A 16,752-nucleotide genomic window follows, 5' to 3' on the forward strand; every position below is an offset into this window, starting at 1 on the left:
GCAGGTTAGCGCGCCGCCGACGGGAAGAACAACTGCTCGCCTTCCGGCTTGAAGGCGGCGATCTTCGCCTGTCCTTCCGGCGAGGTGATCCAGTCGATCAGCTGCTTGGCCCCTTCGTAGTTCACGCCTTTGTGCCGGGCCGGATTGACCGCGATGATCCCGTAGGGGTTGAACATGCGCCTGTCGCCCTGCACCAGCACCGCCAGGCCGGTCTTGGCCCGGTAGGCGCCGTAGGTGGCGCGATCGGTCAGGGTGTAGGCGCGCATTTCGGAGGCCATGTTCAGCACCTCGCCCATGCCCAGGCCGGCCGACACATAACTGGCGCCGGCCGGCCTGGTGCCCGCCTGCTGCCAGTAAGCCTTTTCCATCACGTCGGTGCCGGAATTGTCGCCGCGCGAGATGAACTTGTTGCCGCTGGCGGCGATCTTCCTGAAGGCCGCGATGACATCCTTGCCGCCCTTGATGCCGGCCGGGTCGCTGTCCGGGCCGACCACGATGAAGTCGTTGTACATCACGTCGCGGCGATCGACGCCCCACCCCTCCGCCACGAACTTGTCTTCCAGCTGGCGCGCATGCACCAGGGTCACGTCGACGTCGCCGTTCTTGCCCAGCTCCAGGGCCTTGCCGGTGCCGACCGAGATCACGTGCACCTTGGTGCCGGTCCTGGCCTCGAAGTCCGGTAGCAGCGCCTTGAGCAGGCCGGAATTCTCGGTGCTGGTGGTGGTCGAGAGGCGGATCACATCCTGGGCTCCTGCCTGCGGCGCGGCCAGGGTGGCGCAGATCAGCAGCGTGGTGAAGATGCGGCGTTGCATGGAACTCTCCTTGGTTGTCGGCGGTAGCCGTGGTATCAGCGGTAACAGTGCTATCAGCGGTATTCCAGGCGCCCGTCGCGCAGCTTCAGGCGATGGATGCCGGGCAGCCCGATCAGGTCGCGGTCGTGGCAGGCCATCACCACGCTGCCGCCGCGGTCGAGAAGGGTCGGTATCAAGGCCATCACCTGCTCGCGCGCCGGGCCGTCGAGGTTGGCGGTGGGTTCGTCCAGCAGCAGCAGGCGCGGCTGCAGCACGCGGGCCCGCGCCAGCGCCACGCGCTGCTTCTCGCCGCCGGACAGGCGCGCGGGATCGCTGTCGCGCAGGTGCGCCACGCCGGCCCATTGCATCGCTTCCTCGACCCGGGGAGCCACGCTGCGCCGGCGCTCGCCGCGCGCCAGCAGGCCATAGGCGATGTTATGAAAGACGCTGGTCGAGAACATGATCGGGTGCTGGTGCACGAAGACGATGGCGCGGCGCAGTTCCCCGGGATACGGATGGAGCGGCATGCTGCGCCCGTCGAAGTCGACCGTGCAGGCCTCGCAGCGCTCCAGGCCGGCGAGCATGCGCAGCAGGGTCGACTTGCCGGCGCCGTTCGCGCCGGTCAGCACATAGGCCGTGGCCGCCGCGATCGCCAGGGTGTCGATCTCGAACAGGATGCGCTCGCCGTGGCGCTTGCGCAGTCCGTGCAGGGTCAGCAGCGCAGTGTGGTCGGCACTCACCAGCGTCCTCCGGCGGTGTGGGCCTCGCCCTGCAGCAGCACCAGTGCGCCATTCATCAGGAGCGCCAGCGACACCAGCACGATGCCCAGCGCGATGCCCTGCGCGAACTCGCCCTTGCTGGTCTCCAGCGCGATGGCGGTGGTGATGGTGCGGGTCTGCCCTTCGATGTTCCCGCCCACCATCAGCGCGCAGCCGACTTCCGAGATCACCCGGCCGAAGCCGCTGATCACGGCCGCCATCACGCCGTAGCGCGCCTCGTGCAGCACGGTCAGCATCACGCGCCAGCGCGAGGCGCCGTGCACGATCGCGGTTTCGGCATAGCGCGGGTCGGCCGCCTGTACCGCCGCCAGCGTGAAGGCGAGCAGCACCGGCAAGCCGATCGCCATCTGTCCCAGGATCACGCCCTGCTGGGTGAACAGCCATTCGAGCCCGCCCAGCGCCCCGCGCCGCGACAGCAGCAGGTAGAGCAGCAGGCCGATCAGCACCGTCGGCAGCGACAGCGCGGCCTGGGCCAGCCAGACCACGACGCGCCGGCCGCGGAAGCGGTGCATGGCGATCGCGTAGCCGAGCAGGACCGCCGGCGGCGCCGCCAGCAGCAGCCCCAGGATGCTGGTCTTGAGCGAGACCCAGACGATGCGCCACAGGGCTGCGTCGCCCGAGAACAGCAGGGCGAAGGCGTGCGTGGTGGCGTCCAGCAAGGGCATCAGGCCGGCTTGGAGACACTGGGGGGCGTGTGAAACGGTGCATTCAGCGGCTCCAGCAGGCTTGGGTCGAACACCAGCCGCTCGTGCCCGGCCAGCAGCAGGAAGTGCTTGCCCGAGCAGCGCGCCAGCAGCGACATGCCGACCTTCCCGGCCACCATGTGCCCCATCTGGGTGGTGCCGGAACGCGACAGCAGGAAGGGAATGCCCATCTGGGCGCCCTTGATGACCATTTCGGAAGTCAGGCGGCCGGTGGTGTAGAAGACCTTGTCGCCGCCCTCCACGCCGTCGAGCCACATCAGGCCGGCGATGGCGTCCACCGCGTTGTGGCGGCCGACATCCTCGACGAAATACAGCAGCTCGCCCGTGCTTGAAAACAGCGCGCAGCCGTGTACCGAGCCAGCCTGCTTGTAGATCGACTGCTGGGTGCGGATGGTCTCGACGATGCGGTAGACGACCGACTGCGGCAGGCGCGCGCCGGGCGGCAGCGCGATCTGGTCGACCTCGTCCATCAGCCCGCCGAACACCGAGCCCTGCCCGCAACCGGTGGTAACGACCTTCTTCGCGGTGCGCTCCTCGACATCGAGGATGCCATGGCGCGTGACCACCGCCACCGCATCGACCGACCAGTCGACCTGAACCGAGACGATGTCCTCCAACGCCCGCACCAGGCGCTGGTTGCGCAGGTAGCCCAGCGTCAGCGCCTCGGGCGCGCCGCCCAGGGTCATCAGGGTGACGATCTCGCGCTTGTCGACGTAGACCGTGAGCGGGCGCTCGGCCGGAATCTGGATCGTCGAGCGGCGGCCGCGCTCGTCGAGCGCCGTGACCTCGTGCGTCAGGCCGGCTTGCGCCTCGGACAGGACCGGGCGGTAGCGTGCGGCGCTTGCCAGGGGGCGAAGGGGATCGGAGCAATTCATGTTGCCAATTGTGCCATGCCTGCGAGGATTTGGCCGCCACCATAGCTTCCCTGTGCGGCCACTTCGCCGCCGGCGGTGAGCCGGATGGCGCAGTATTTGAATTCAGGAATTTTCCCAAATGGGTCGAGCGCCGCATTGGTCAGGCGGTTGATCGCCGCTTCGTAATAACAGAAGGGTACGAAGACCGCCCCTACCGGCGAGCTGTCGTCGGCCCGCGCGTACAACACCACCTCGCCGCGGCGCGAGGCAATCGTGACCGGCTGGCCCGGCTGGATGCCCAAGCGTTCCAGGTCGAGCGGATGCACCAGCGCCACCGGATCGGGCTCGATCGCGTCGAGCACCGTGGCGCGCCGCGTCATGCTGCCGGTATGCCAGTGCTCGAGCTGGCGGCCCGTGATCAGGATCATCGGGTACGCGGCGTCGGGACGCTCGTCGGCCGGGATGATGTCGGCCGGGACGAAACGCGCCCGGCCGCCCTCGCGCGGGAAGCAGTCTTCGAACACCACCGGCTGGCCGGCGTCGCCCTCGTGCATGCAGGGATAGACCACCGCGCCCTCGCGCTCCAGGCGTTCCCAGGTGATGCCGCCGATGCTCGGCATGATGTGGCGCATCTCGTCGAACACGTCCGACACATGGCCGTAGCGCCACGGCAGGCCGAGCCGGTTCGCCATCTGCTGGATGATCCACAGGTCCTGCCTGGCCTCGCCCGGCGGGTCGATCGCCTGGCGGCCCAGCTGCACCAGGCGGTCGGTATTGGTGAAGCTGCCGGTCTTTTCCGGGAAGGCGGACGCGGGCAGGATCACGTCGGCCAGGTAGGCGGTTTCGGTCAGGAAGATGTCCTGCACCACCAGGTGCTCCAATGCGGCCAGCGCGGCGCGCGCATGGTTGGCGTCGGGGTCGGACATGGCCGGGTTCTCGCCCATGATGTACATGCCGCGTACCTGGCCGGCATCGATGGCGTCCATGATCTCGACCACCGTCAGGCCCGGCGTCGGGTCGAGGGTGGCGCCCCAGGCCTGCTCGAAACGGGCGCGCGCGGCCGGGTTGTCCACCCGCTGGTAGTCCGGCAGCATCATCGGGATCAGGCCGGCATCGGATGCGCCCTGCACGTTGTTCTGGCCGCGCAGCGGATGCAGGCCGGTGCCGGGGCGGCCGATCTGGCCGGTCATCAGGCTGAGCGCGATCAGGCAGCGCGCATTGTCGGTGCCGTGCACGTGCTGCGACACGCCCATGCCCCACAGGATCATCGAGCCCCTGGAAGTGGCATACAGGCGCGCCACGTAGCGGATGGTCTCGGCATCGATGCCGCAGATCGGCGCCATCGCTTCCGGGCTGTAGCCGGCGACGTTGTTCGCCAGGTCTTCGTAGCCGATGGTGCGGGCCGCGATGAAGTCGCGGTCGACCAGGCCTTCGCCGACGATCACGTGCATCATGGCGTTGAGCAGCGCGACGTCGGTGTCCGGCTTGAACTGCAGGTAGCGGTGCGCGTGGCGCGCCAGCTCGGAGCGGCGCGGGTCCATCACGATCAGTTTCGCCCCCTCCTTCACCGCGTTCTTGATCCAGGTCGCGGCCACAGGATGGTTGACGGTCGGGTTGGCGCCGATGACCACGATCACCTCGGCGCGCGTCACGTCCATCAACGGGTTCGACACCGCGCCCGAGCCGATTCCTTCCAGCAGGGCCGCCACCGACGAGGCGTGGCACAGGCGGGTGCAGTGGTCGACATTGTTGGTGCGGAATCCGGTGCGCACCAGCTTCTGGAACAGGTAGGCTTCCTCGTTGCTGCCCTTGGCCGAGCCGAAGCCGGCCAGGGCCGCGCCGCCGTGGGCGTCGCGGATAGCGGCCAGCCTGCCGCCGGCCAGGGCCAGCGCTTCTTCCCAGCTCGCTTCGCGGAACACGTCCAGCACGCGTGACGGGTCCATGCTGAAGTCGCCGCTCTTGGGCATGCCCGCGCGGCGGATCAGCGGCCTGGTGAGCCGGTGCGGATGGTGGGCATAGTCGAAGCCGTAGCGGCCCTTGACGCACAGGCGCCCCTGGTTGGCCGGGCCGTCGCGTCCTTCGACGTACAGGATCTTGTTGTCCTTGACGTTATAGGTCAGCTGGCAGCCGACCCCGCAATACGGGCAGACCGAATCGACCTGCTGGTCGGGGATGTTCAGCGCCACCCCGCGCGCCGGCATCAGGGCGCCGGTCGGGCAGGCCTGCACGCACTCGCCGCAGGCCACGCAGGTGGACGCGCCCATCGGGTCGTCCTGGTCGAACACGATCTTGCTGTCCTGGCCGCGGAAGGCCAGGCCGATCACGTCGTTGACCTGTTCGTCGCGGCAGGCGCGCACGCAGCGCGTGCACTGGATGCAGGCGTCCAGGTTGACGCTGATCGCGGCGTGCGTCCGGTCCGCCTGCGGCTGGCGACGCGTCGGCGCGAAGCGCGGCTTGCCAACGCCGAGCCTGTCGGCCCACAGGTCGACTTCGTTCTTGCGGGTGTATTCGGCCTCGGGCATATCGGCCTGCAACAGTTCCAGCACCATCTTCTGGGCGGCGACGGCGCGCGGGCTGTCGGTCCTGACCCGCATGCCGGCCGAAGGATGGCGGCAGCAGGACGGCGCCAGCACGCGCTCGCCATCGATCTCCACCATGCAGGCGCGGCAGTTGCCGGCGGCCTCCATGCCTTCCTGGTAGCACAGGCGCGGCACGTCGATGCCTTCGCGCTCGGCGACCTCGATCAGGGTCTCGTGCGGCAGCGCGTCGACACTGCGGCCGTTGAGTTCGAACGAAATGCAGGGGATCGGAGCGTTCATGCTTGCACCGTCCCGTTCAGTTCGTGCGGAAAGTAGGTGATGACGCAGTCGACCGGATTCGGCGCCGCCTGGCCCAGGCCGCAGATCGAGGCGTCGCGCATCACCTGCGACAGTTCGCCCAGCAGCGCGGTGTCCCAGCGCGGCTGCTCGACCAGCGCGAGCGCCTTGTCGGTGCCGTTGCGGCAGGGCGTGCACTGGCCGCAGGACTCGTCCTTGAAGAAGGCCAGGGTATTGCGTGCGGCCGCCACCGCGCTGTCCCGGTTCGACAGCACCACCACGGCGGCCGAGCCGATGAAGCAGCCGTAGGGCTGCAGGGTGTCGAAGTCGAGCGGAATGTCGCCAAGCCTGGCCGGCAGGATCCCGCCCGAGGCGCCGCCCGGCAGGTAGGCGTAGAAGTCGTGGCCCTCCTGCATGCCGCCGCAGTACTCGATGATGAGTTCCCTGATCGTGATGCCGGCCGGGGCCAGCTTGACGCCCGGTGCGCGCACCCGGCCCGAGACCGAGAACGAACGCAGGCCGCGGCGGCCGCGGCGGCCATGGCCGGCGAACCAGTCGGCGCCACGCTCGAGGATGTCGCGCACCCAGTGCAGCGATTCGAAGTTGTGTTGCAGTGTCGGGCGCCCGAACAGGCCCACTTGCGCCACATAGGGCGGGCGCAGGCGCGGCATGCCGCGCTTGCCTTCGATCGATTCGATCATGGCCGATTCTTCGCCACAGATATAGGCGCCGGCGCCGCGCCGCAGGTGGATGGCCGGCATGCCCGGCACCGGCGGATCGCGGCGCAGCTGGTCCAGCTCCGCTTCGAGCATGGCGCGGCAGCCGTGGTATTCGTCGCGCAGGTAGATATAGATGGCCTCGACGCCGACCGCCCAGGCCGCGATCAGCGCGCCCTCCAGGAAGCGGTGCGGGTCGCGTTCGAGGTAGACCCGGTCCTTGAAGGTGCCCGGCTCGCCTTCGTCGATGTTGATGGCCATCAGGCGCGGGCCGGGCTCGGCGCGCACGATGCGCCATTTGCGGCCCAGCGGGAAACCGGCGCCGCCCAAACCGCGCAGGCCGGAGGCTTCCAGCGTGCCGATCACGCGTTCCACGTCGTGCTGCCCGGCGGCGCAGGCCTGCAGCAGGGCGTAGCCGTTCGATGCGCGGTAGGCCGCGTAATCCAGATAATCCCCGACGGGTTCGCGCGTTGCGCCGGCGCTGGCCATGGCCAGCACCTCCTCGGCGCGCGCGCGCGGCAGCGCGCGCTGCCCCACCACCGCCACCGGCGCTCCCTCGCAGCGGCCGACGCAGGGTGCCGCGCGCACCCGCACCGCGCGGCCGAGCAGGGCCGGCAGCTTCGCCAGCAGGTCTTGCGCGCCCGCCATCTCGCAGGACAGGCCCGCGCAGACGCGCACGGTGAGCGCGGCAGGCGCGGCCTCGCCCTCCTTCACCAGGTCGAAATGGTGGTAGAAGCTGGCGACCTCGTAGACCTCGGCCTGGGCCAGGCGCATCTCCTGCGCCAGCGCGGCCAGGTGCTGGCTGCCGAGACAGCCGTGGCGGTCCTGGATCTTGTGCAGGTGCTCGATCAGCAAGTCACGCTGACGCGATTCCTGGCCCAGCAGCGCCCGGACGTCGGCGAGCGCCTGCGGGTCGACGCGGCGGCCCCTGGGCGCTTCGCGCTTGCGCTGGCGGCTCGCGCCGCCCGTGTCGTCGAGGCGCGCGGAGGGAATGATCGGGATGATGGGATGATTCATGATGAGTCCCGGTTTGCATCGTTGTGCGATTCTTCAGATGATAGTCGAACGCGCGGCCGGCGGAGCCGCTCCCCCTGCAAATTAGCCGTTCCGTAACGGCCATGCCGACCGCCGGCCCGTGCCGCTTCAGCGCCGGCGCTTCTTCCAGTCGTACTCGGGCCCGGTGACGTCGACACCGGGATGCCCGACCAGGTCCGGATGCTCGGACGCCATCGTGATGAAGCGCACGCCTTCTCCCTCGCGCTGGCGCTTGCGCAGTGCTTCCATATGCTGCATCGCCTTCAGCATGTGCGCGGTCTCGAACAGCGCCTCGTGGGGCGTGCACTTGTCGCCTTCGACGATGGTCCAGTACACCATATACATCCTCACCTCCTGTAGGCAAATTGTCAGTCCTGCGGGCAGCGTGCGGCGCATCGGCCGCCCGGCCTAATGCCAGAAATAAATTCCGTTTAGCAGAAGTTAGCTCCTGAATCACGGAAGTTTCACGGAAAACGTAGGACTGGTCCTAAATATCCTTTTTATGTGGGCCAGTTCACACAACTCATCCCGCCCGCCAATTAGGCTCTACCCTGTCTTCATAAAACAGCGGGTCAGAACATGAACACCGAGATGGTAAAGCAGCCGGACCACGCCCCCGAGCTCGCACTGTGGGGAGGACTCGAATGCACGGTCAACCGTGTGCGCGACAATTATTTCAGCCAGATGGAGCGCAACGGCCATGCGGAACGCCTGCAAGACATCGATCGTTTCGCCTCGCTGGGCATCAAGGCCGTCCGCTACCCGGTGCTGTGGGAGCGCACCGCCCCCGATGGCATCGAGTCCGCCGACTGGTCATGGTCCGACGAGCGCCTTCCGGCGCTGCAGGAGCTGGGCGTCACGCCCATCGTCGGCCTGCTGCACCATGGCAGCGGACCACGCGACACCAGCCTGGTCGATCCCGCCTTCCCCGAGAAGCTTGCCGAGTACGCCGGCGCGGTCGCCCGGCGCTACCCCTGGGTCGAATACTACACCCCCGTCAACGAACCTTTGACCACGGCGCGTTTTTCCGGCCTGGCAGGCGTCTGGTACCCGCACGGCAGCGACGAATCCACCTTCGTGCGCGCCCTGATCAACGAATGCCGCGCTACCGTGCTGGCGATGCGGGCGATCCGCGCCGTCAATCCTGACGCCAGGCTGGTGGCGACCGACGACCTGTCGAAGACCTACGGTACGCCCGAAATGGAGGACATCACCACCTTCTTCAATGAGCGCCGCTGGTTGGGCTGGGACCTGCTGTGCGGTATGGTGGACCACCAGCACGCACTCTGGCATTACCTGCTCGAATCGAACGCGACCGAGGAAGAACTGCTCTGGTTCCGCGACAACCCCTGCCCGCCCGACATCATCGGCGTCAACTACTACGCCACCAGCGAACGCTGGCTCGACCACCGTCCGGAGCGCTATCCGGAAAACCGCCGCCATGTGTTCCGCGGCATCGCGCACGCCGACATCGAGACGCCACGCGCGCTGGCCACCCCGACGCCGGGCATCGCCCCGCTGCTCATGGAAACCTGGGAGCGCTATGGCCTGCCGATCGCCGTCACCGAGGCGCACATCGACGCCAACCGCGAAGACCAGATGCGCTGGCTGCTCGAGATCTGGAACGCGGCGCGCAGCGCCCGCCAGCAGGGCGCCGACGTGCGCGCCGTGACGGTCTGGGCCCTGCTCGGCTCCTACGACTGGAACTGCCTGGTCACCGAATGCCGCGGCTATTACGAGCCGGGGCCGTTCGACGTGCGCGGCGGCGAACCGCGCCCGACCGCGCTGGCGGCCCTGATGCGCGAACTGTCCACCGGACGCCCGCTGAGCAATCCGGTGCTGCAGGGCGAAGGCTGGTGGCGCCGCCCTGGCCGCTTCTTCTGCAAGCCGGTCGCGACCCGCACCGCGGTGGCCGACATCGCGATCCGCAGCCAGTTCAAGTCGGGCGTGGTGCAGCCGATCCTGATCGCCGGCGCGACCGGCACCCTCGGCTCGGCCTATGCCCGCATCTGCAAGCAGCGCAACCTGGCCTTCCAGGTCCTGAGCCGCCAGGAAATGGACATCACCGACCCGGCGTCGGTGGAAGCGGCCATCGTGCGCTACAAGCCGTGGGCGATCATCAATGCCGGCGGCTACGTGCGCGTGGACGATGCCGAGGCCGATGCCGAGCGCTGCATGCGCGAGAACACGCTGGGGCCGACCGTGCTGGCGCTGGCCTGCATCCGCCACCAGCTGCGCTTCATGAGCTTCTCGAGCGACCTCGTGTTCGACGGCACCAAGGCCGCGCCCTACGTCGAGTCCGACAGCGTCAATCCGCTTGGCGTGTACGGCCGCAGCAAGGCGCAAGCCGAACAGCGCGTGCTGGACGCCGACCCGCAGGCCCTGGTGATCCGCACCAGCGCCTTCTTCGGCCCCTGGGACCGGCACAACTTCGTCACGCTGGCGCTCAATGCGCTGGAAGCCGGCCAGCCTTTCCAGGCAGCGGGCGACACCGTGGTCTCGCCCACCTATGTGCCGGACCTGGTCAACGTGTCGCTCGACCTGCTGATCGACCGCGAACGCGGCGTGTGGCACCTGACCAATGGCGAAGCGCTCACCTGGGCCGAATTGGCCAGGCGCGCCTGCGATGTCGCGGGGGTCGACTCCAGCGGCCTGGAAGTGGTGGCGAGCGAAAGCTGCGGCCATGTGGCGCGGCGGCCGGAGTTCAGCGCGCTGTCGAGCGAGCGCGCGCTGATGCTGCCGTCGCTGGACGATGCGCTGCGGCGTTATGTGGAAGCGATGCAGGACCGCGCGCATGGCCGCGATGCGGAAATGCCGGGGGAAGCGGCGCATTACGCCAGCTGAGTTTTTCGTAGGGTGGTCGGCTTGCCGACCGCGCGTTCAAGCAGCCATCAAATGGCCGTAGCGCTTCAGATCGCCGTGGAGTTGAACGCGCGGACGGCACAGCCGTCCACCCTAAGTTGACGCTTGGTCTTCCGTCGCCACGAACTGCAGGCGGTACAGGTTCGCATACATCCCGTTCGCATCGAGCAGCTCGGCGTGCGTGCCCTGCTCGACGATGCGGCCGTGTTCCATCACCACGATGCGGTCGGCCCGCTCGATGGTCGACAGGCGGTGCGCGATCACGAAGGTGGTGCGGCCCGCCATCAGGGTCTCCAGCGCCGCCTGCACCGCGCGTTCGGACTCGTTGTCGAGCGCCGAGGTCGCTTCGTCGAGGATCAGGATCGGCGCATCCTTGTAGATCGCGCGTGCGATCGCCACGCGCTGGCGCTGGCCGCCCGACAGGCGCATGCCGTTCTCGCCGATGCGGGTGTCGACGCCGTGTTCCAGCTTGGCTACCACATCCGTCAAGTGCGCCGCCTTCACCGCCGCCGCCAGGCGCTCGGGGTCGATGCGTTCCGCGCCATAGGCGATGTTGGCCGCCAGCGTGTCGTCGAACAGCACCACGTTCTGGCTCACCATCGCCAGCTGCGCGCGCAGGCTGGCCAGCCGGATGTCCTGGTAGGGCACGCCGTCGAGCAGCAGGCGGCCGCCTTCGGGATCGTAGAAGCGCGTCACCAGGTTCACGAAGGTCGACTTGCCGCCGCCCGAGATGCCTACCAGCGCCACCGTCTGGCCCGGCTGCACGTCCAGGTTCACGTCCTGCAAGGCCGGGTTGGCCGCATTCGGATAGCGGAACGTGACGTTCTCGAAGCGCAGCTGCCCCTTGGCGCGGCCCAGCTCGCGGGCGCCGGTATCGGCTTCGGCCGGCGCGTCGATCAGGCCGAACACGTTTTCGGCCGACGCGATCCCGCGCTGCATCGGGCCGTTCACCTCGGCCAGCGATTTGAGCGGCGTGAGCAGCATCAGCATGTAGGTGACGAACTGGGTGAACTCGCCCACCGTCATGTCGGCCTGGATCGCCAGCACCACCACCAGCGACAGCGCCATCGCGGTGGCGATCTGGGTCACCGGGGTGGTGGCCGCGAAGGCCACCGTCATGCGCTGCGAGAAGCCGCGCAGCGCTTCGCTGCGGGCGTGGAAGCGCGCGCGCTCGTAGCGTTCGCCGGAGAACACGCGGATCACCTGGTGGCCGCGCGTGGCTTCCTCCACCACCTGGGTCATCTCGGCCGTCACGCGCAAGTTGTCGCGGTTCAGGCGGCGCAGGCGGCCGGTGGTGGTGCGCACGATCACGGCGGTGAGTGGAATCACGACGATCGCCACCAGGGTCAGCTTCCAGTTCAGGTAGAGCAGCGCGCCGAGCAGGCCGACCACCACCAGGGTGTCGCGCACGCAGGCCACGAACACCGACTGCAGCATGTCGACCACCTGGCGCACCTCGGCCACCACGGTGTTGATGATCTTGCCGGTCGACTCTTCGTGGAAGCGCGCCACCGGCAGCTGCAGCACGCGGCCGAACACCATCGCGCGCAGGTCGTTGAGCACGCGGCTGGTGACCCAGTTGTTCAGGTAGGCGGTCGAGAAGGTACCGATGCCGCGCAGGACGAAGATCGAGACCAGCACTCCGGGAATCCACCACAGGCTGAACGGAACCTTGTCCTTGAAACCGTAATCGAGCAGGAGCTGCAGTGCCCAGCCGATCAGCGGCTGGGTGGCGGCGGTGAGCGCCATCGAGAGCAGCGCCAGCCATGAGCGCGTCTGGTAGGGTTTGACGACTGCGAGCAGGCGTTTGACGATGACTTTATTTTCCACGTTGTGTATCCGTGTTGATTGCCATATCTGCTTTCGCATTCAGGCAGAAGCCCATCAGCAGGGCCACCATGAGCACGTAGAACATGCTGCCCTTCAGGGACCAGAAGATGACCTCGGTCAGGCCGAAGCTGAAGTAACTGAGCACCACCAGCATGCCGGCCAGCGCCGGAGCGAACCCCTGGGAAGCCCGCCTGCCGCCGGGGCCGGCGCCCTGCCCGACCGCGCGCGCGAAGAAGGCGAACGGCGCCGCCAGGATGCCGGCATAGGCCAGCAGGCCGAACACGCCGCCGCTGGCCAGCGCCTGCAGCAGGTCGTTGTGCAGGTGCTCGAAGGGCAGCACCACGTCCTGGATGACGCCGCGCTCGGCCAGCTTGCGCAGTTCGGCGCGCACGCTGGTGGGGTCGAGCCCGAACAGGGGATGCTCGGCGATGACGGTGCGCGCGCCGGTCCACAGCTCGAGGCGGATGCCGACGTTCGACAGCGCGCTGCCGCCGTCCAGCCAGGTCTGCACGTCGTGCACGCCCTGCCCGACGCGTTGCTGCAGCCCGAAGGCCGGGATGAAGAAGGTCGAGGCGAACAGCGCGAAGCTGCCGACCAGGAGCAGGCGCACGCGCCGGCTCTGCAGCAGGCGCGCATAGGTGAGGAACAGGATGGCGGCCAGCACCAGCGCGATCCAGCCGCCGCGCGTGCCGCTCAGGACGGTCGCGCCCAGGCCCGCCAGCGCCCCGAGCGCGGGAAAGATGGCTTTGCGGGTACTGTGGCGGTAGTCGATGGCGGCCGCCAGCGCCACCAGGGCCAGGCACAGCGCGATGTCGCCGAAGGTGATCGCGTTGAGCCAGCCGCCCGGACGCTCGATGCCCTGCACGAGGCGCTGGTAAGCGACGAAAGGCAGTGCGCCCAGCGCCCCGGCGATCACGCCCCACCACAGGACGGCGCGCGGTGGCCGCGCCAGCACCACCAGCATCAGGGCGCTCAGGCCGAAGAACATGCGCGACGGCGTGTCGAGGTAGTCCAGGCCCGCCTCCGGCCGCACCAGCACGCACAGCAGCGCGAACGCAAAGTAATAGGCGAAGGCCGCCACCACCCAGCGGATGTCGCGCCAGTGCGGCGCCAGCGCGGTCCAGGCCTTGCGCGGCACGCACAGCAGGGCGAGCACGAAGACCAGGCTGGAAAAGCCGATGCCGGAGGGGGTGATGAGGCTGAGGAAAGGGAACAGGAAAACCAGGAAGCCGATTCCACGCTGCATCGGCACCCCGATTTTCGTCTGATTATTGTTCATTCATGTTCTTGTGGGATATTCTTGCCAACCTTGAGCGCGTGTTTTTCCGGAGTCCCATGCAGCAACCCATGCAACTGAGCCCGACCATCTCTGTCGTGATCACCACCTACAACCGCCCCGATGCACTGGAAGCGGTCGTGGACGCCTGTTTCATGCAAGATGACAAGAATTTTGAAATCATTATCGCTGATGACGGCTCGACTGCCAACACGCGGGACGTCATCGAGCGCCTGTGCGCGCGCGCGCCGATGCCGCTCAGGCACGTGTGGCAGCCGGACGAGGGCTTTCGCGCCGCGATGGCGCGCAACCGCGGCACCCAGGCGGCAACCGGCGACTATATCATCTTCCTGGACGGCGACTGCGTGCCGCAGCGCGACTTCATTGCGCGCCACCGCGCCCTGGCACGGCCGGGCTTCCTGGTGTCGGGCAGCCGCATCCTCCTGAGCCAGGCGCTGACCGAACGCGTCCTGCGCGAGCACATCGACGTCGCCGGCCTGAGCCTGGCCGATCGCCTGCGCTACCGCCTGCGCGGCGACATGAACAAGGTACTGCAGACGATGCTGCGCTGGCCCGACGTCGGCCGCGTGCGACGCAAGTTCAGCTGGCGCCGCATCAAGAGCTGCAACCTGGCGGTGTGGCGCGCCGACCTGGAGAAGGTGAACGGCTTCGACGAGAGCTTCGTCGGCTGGGGGCACGAGGATGCCGACCTGGTGGTGCGCCTGTTCCATGCCGGCGTGCTGCGCAAGGACGGGGCGCTGGCCACCGAGGTACTGCACCTGTGGCACCGCGAGGCCCAGCGCGACGAAGAGTCCAGCAACCGCAAGCTGGTGCTCCAGCGCGCGGCCGACCAGACCACCCAGGCCACCCGTGGCCTGCGCGAACATGCCGGCGAGGCGCCCGCCAGCCCGGACGACCTTCGCCGCTGAATTCGGCCGGCGCGCAAGCCGCCCGGCTCATCGCGTGATGCACGCCACGTCGTTCCAGTCCCAGCCGTCCGACACCAGCACCGCGCCCAGCACCGCGCGCTTGGGACCGATGTCGTGCCGGCTGAGCGCTTGCGCCAGTTCTTCGGTCGTCCGGAGGGGCAGTCCGGCGCTGCGCAGCCGCCCGCTGTCCAGCGGCGGCGGCTCGCCGCCCCGGACACCATGCACGACATCGCGCCGCATGGCTTCCAGGTAGGCGTCGAGGAAGGTCTCCGCCTTCTTCAGCTTGAGTTCCTGGCTGGGCGCGAGCCGGGCGCCGTAACGGATGAGATAGAAGGCTTCCGCAAAGACGACTATGTTTCTTGGAAATGCCAAGGCCGGGTCGGCGCTGTGAAAATAATGCAGGACAGGATAGGTGTAGTGCTTGAAGGTGTGCTCGATGAGCATGCTGTCGAGCGTGTCGCAAGCGTCGACAAAGACCCCGAAGCTGCTGCCGTCCCAGCTGTTCCTGACGATGTCTTCCGGGGTGAGGCCCAGGCTGCGGATGTGAAACGCCAGCGTACGCTGCGCGGTGACGGCGGAGAGCACGGGAACGAAATAGGTCACCGAGACGGTCATGAAGATCAGGCCTGCGAAAGCAGCGGCGGTGGTCACCAGACGCCACCCATCCGAATTGGCCTTGTAGTCGCCGACACCGAGGGTGGACAGGCTGAAGCCCGCGAAATACAGCTTTTCCATGGCGTTGGAGGCCGCGCCCTTGTCGGTCACGATCGAGCCTGCGTCCGATAGCAACACCAGGAATACGCCCAGCCACAGGCTCAGCACCCAGGCAAGAATGATCGAGATCAGGATCATCATGCCGGCGTGGGTCAGCAGTGTGGCGCGCCCACGCTTGCTGGAAGCCAGGAAGAACAGCTTCCAGACACCGGCTGCGACCGCATTGGTGAGAAAGCCGCCGCCGTTCGACGACAGTGTCGTTCGCACGATGTCGGCCAGGACGAGGGCGATGATGGAGACGCCCAGTATCAGGAGGATTGCATCGGTGGCCACGGTGGATTCCCTGTCTTTCCTTGCAAAAAGGACAGTCTAGCGCGCCATGGATGTCGGGATTGCACGCTTGATTCCAGCAAGGTGAAGGGCCCGGCCAGGGGCCCGAATGAGCAGACGTCACGGCCAATCAACTGCCGGTTGAACGCGCGGGCGGCGCCCGGGCGCTGGCGAAGCACATGGTCGGGTGCAGCCGCCCACCCTACGGGAAGCAGTGTGCCCTGGTAGGGTGGGCGGCTCCACCCAAAACGTGGCAACCACGCGGCGCAAACGCCGCCCGCGCGTTCAACTCCCCGATGAGCAGACGTCACGGCCAATCAACTGCTGGTTGAACGCGCGGGCGGCGCCCGGGCGCTGGCGAAGCACATGGTCGGGTGGAGCCGCCCACCCTACGGGAAGCAGTGTGCCATCGTAGGGTGGGCGGCTCCACCCGGAACGTGGCAACGACGCGGCGCAAACGCCGCCCGCGCGTTCAACTCCCCAGTGAGCAGACGTCACGGCCAATCAACTGCTGGTTGAACGCGCGGGCGGCGCCCGGGCGCTGGCGAAGCACATGGTCGGGTGCAGCCGCCCACCCTACGGGAAGCAGTGTGCCCTCGTAGGGTGGGCGGCTCCCCCCGGAACGCGGCAACGACGCGGCGCAAACGCCGCCCGCGCGTTCAACTCCCCAGTGAGCAGACGTCACGGCCAATCAACTGCTGGTTGAACGCGCGGGCGGCGCCCGGGCGCTGGCGAAGCACATTGTCGGGTGCAGCCGCCCACCCTACGGGAAGCAATGTGCCCTGGTAGGGTGGGCGGCTCCACCCGGAACGTGGCAACGACGCGGCGCAAACGCCGCCCGCGCGTTCAACTCCCCGATGAGCAGACGTCACGGCCAATCAACTGCCGGTTGAACGCGCGGGCGGCGCCCGGGCGCTGGCGAAGCACATGGTCGGGTGGAGCCGCCCAACCTACGGGAAGCAGTGTGCCCTGGTAGGGTGGGCGGCTCCCCCCGGAACGCGGCAACGACGCGGCGCAAACGCCGCCCGCGCGTTCAACTCCCCAGTGAGCAGACGTCACGGCCAATCAACTGCCGGTTGAACGCGCGGGCGGCGCCCGGGCGCTGGCGAAGCACAT

At 68.1% G+C, this 16,752-nt stretch carries 12 protein-coding genes; 2 read left to right on the plus strand and 10 right to left on the minus strand.

Annotated features, from left to right (window positions below; genetic code table 11):
- Nucleotides 1–5: 5 nt before the first annotated feature.
- The 7 genes from IM543_20180 to IM543_20210 all read right to left on the minus strand — a co-directional run bounded on the left by IM543_20180 (nt 6) and on the right by IM543_20210 (nt 8,040).
- Nucleotides 6–812 (minus strand): extracellular solute-binding protein, encoded by an 807-nt coding sequence (locus IM543_20180; GenBank protein ID QOY93828.1) that lies wholly within the window; start codon nt 810–812, stop codon nt 6–8.
- Nucleotides 813–865: 53 nt separating this feature from the next.
- Entirely contained in the window at nt 866–1,531 is a 666-nt protein-coding gene (locus IM543_20185; GenBank protein QOY93829.1) for an energy-coupling factor ABC transporter ATP-binding protein, read from the minus strand.
- Nucleotides 1,528–2,235, minus strand: a complete 708-nt coding sequence (locus tag IM543_20190) for an ABC transporter permease (protein ID QOY93830.1) — start codon at nt 2,233–2,235, stop codon at nt 1,528–1,530. The genes IM543_20185 and IM543_20190 overlap by 4 nt, the downstream gene beginning before the upstream one ends.
- Complete coding sequence (locus IM543_20195; protein ID QOY93831.1) at nt 2,235–3,149, minus strand: formate dehydrogenase accessory sulfurtransferase FdhD; 915 nt, start codon at nt 3,147–3,149, stop codon at nt 2,235–2,237. The genes IM543_20190 and IM543_20195 overlap by 1 nt, the downstream gene beginning before the upstream one ends.
- On the minus strand, nt 3,146–5,947 hold the full coding sequence (gene fdhF / locus IM543_20200) for a formate dehydrogenase subunit alpha (protein ID QOY93832.1): 2,802 nt from the start codon (nt 5,945–5,947) through the stop codon (nt 3,146–3,148). Before fdhF ends, IM543_20195 begins: the two co-directional genes overlap by 4 nt.
- Entirely contained in the window at nt 5,944–7,677 is a 1,734-nt protein-coding gene (locus tag IM543_20205; GenBank protein QOY93833.1) for an NAD(P)H-dependent oxidoreductase subunit E, read from the minus strand. The genes fdhF and IM543_20205 overlap by 4 nt, the downstream gene beginning before the upstream one ends.
- 126 nt (nt 7,678–7,803) lie before the next feature.
- Nucleotides 7,804–8,040: a hypothetical protein gene (locus IM543_20210; protein QOY93834.1), complete on the minus strand. Its 237-nt coding sequence runs from the start codon at nt 8,038–8,040 to the stop codon at nt 7,804–7,806.
- 234 nt (nt 8,041–8,274) lie between these two features.
- Here IM543_20210 and IM543_20215 point away from each other — a divergent pair, with 234 nt between their 5' ends.
- Nucleotides 8,275–10,539 (plus strand): sugar nucleotide-binding protein, encoded by a 2,265-nt coding sequence (locus IM543_20215; protein QOY93835.1) that lies wholly within the window; start codon nt 8,275–8,277, stop codon nt 10,537–10,539.
- 111 nt (nt 10,540–10,650) lie between these two features.
- Here IM543_20215 and msbA read toward each other — a convergent pair whose 3' ends face one another.
- Together msbA and IM543_20225 are read right to left on the minus strand one after the other, a co-directional pair.
- Nucleotides 10,651–12,426, minus strand: a complete 1,776-nt coding sequence (gene msbA, locus IM543_20220; protein ID QOY93836.1) for a lipid A export permease/ATP-binding protein MsbA — start codon at nt 12,424–12,426, stop codon at nt 10,651–10,653.
- Entirely contained in the window at nt 12,377–13,666 is a 1,290-nt protein-coding gene (locus IM543_20225; GenBank protein ID QOY93837.1) for an O-antigen ligase family protein, read from the minus strand. Before IM543_20225 ends, msbA begins: the two co-directional genes overlap by 50 nt.
- 68 nt (nt 13,667–13,734) lie before the next feature.
- On the opposite strand from IM543_20225, the gene IM543_20230 reads away from it, so the two are divergent.
- On the plus strand, nt 13,735–14,592 hold the full coding sequence (locus IM543_20230) for a glycosyltransferase family 2 protein (GenBank protein QOY96776.1): 858 nt from the start codon (nt 13,735–13,737) through the stop codon (nt 14,590–14,592).
- 27 nt (nt 14,593–14,619) lie between these two features.
- On the opposite strand, the gene IM543_20235 is transcribed toward IM543_20230, so the two are convergent.
- Nucleotides 14,620–15,639, minus strand: coding sequence for a two pore domain potassium channel family protein (locus IM543_20235; protein ID QOY93838.1), 1,020 nt, complete (start codon nt 15,637–15,639; stop codon nt 14,620–14,622).
- Nucleotides 15,640–16,752 lie beyond the last annotated feature (1,113 nt).

This window comes from Massilia sp. UMI-21, assembly GCA_015277795.1.
GTDB lineage: Bacteria > Pseudomonadota > Gammaproteobacteria > Burkholderiales > Burkholderiaceae_D > Telluria.

What these genes read in the sequence shown, in the direction of transcription:
- IM543_20180 (QOY93828.1), bottom strand. Translation starts at nt 812, where the DNA reads ATGCAACGCCGCATCTTCACCACGCTGCTGATCTGCGCCACCCTGGCC.
- IM543_20205 (QOY93833.1), bottom strand. Translation starts at nt 7,677, where the DNA reads ATGAATCATCCCATCATCCCGATCATTCCCTCCGCGCGCCTCGACGAC.
- IM543_20195 (QOY93831.1), bottom strand. Translation starts at nt 3,149, where the DNA reads ATGAATTGCTCCGATCCCCTTCGCCCCCTGGCAAGCGCCGCACGCTAC.
- IM543_20215 (QOY93835.1), top strand. Translation starts at nt 8,275, where the DNA reads ATGAACACCGAGATGGTAAAGCAGCCGGACCACGCCCCCGAGCTCGCA.
- fdhF (QOY93832.1), bottom strand. Translation starts at nt 5,947, where the DNA reads ATGAACGCTCCGATCCCCTGCATTTCGTTCGAACTCAACGGCCGCAGT.
- IM543_20210 (QOY93834.1), bottom strand. Translation starts at nt 8,040, where the DNA reads ATGTATATGGTGTACTGGACCATCGTCGAAGGCGACAAGTGCACGCCC.
- msbA (QOY93836.1), bottom strand. Translation starts at nt 12,426, where the DNA reads ATGCGAAAGCAGATATGGCAATCAACACGGATACACAACGTGGAAAAT.
- IM543_20230 (QOY96776.1), top strand. Translation starts at nt 13,735, where the DNA reads ATGCAACTGAGCCCGACCATCTCTGTCGTGATCACCACCTACAACCGC.
- IM543_20225 (QOY93837.1), bottom strand. Translation starts at nt 13,666, where the DNA reads ATGAACAATAATCAGACGAAAATCGGGGTGCCGATGCAGCGTGGAATC.
- IM543_20190 (QOY93830.1), bottom strand. Translation starts at nt 2,235, where the DNA reads ATGCCCTTGCTGGACGCCACCACGCACGCCTTCGCCCTGCTGTTCTCG.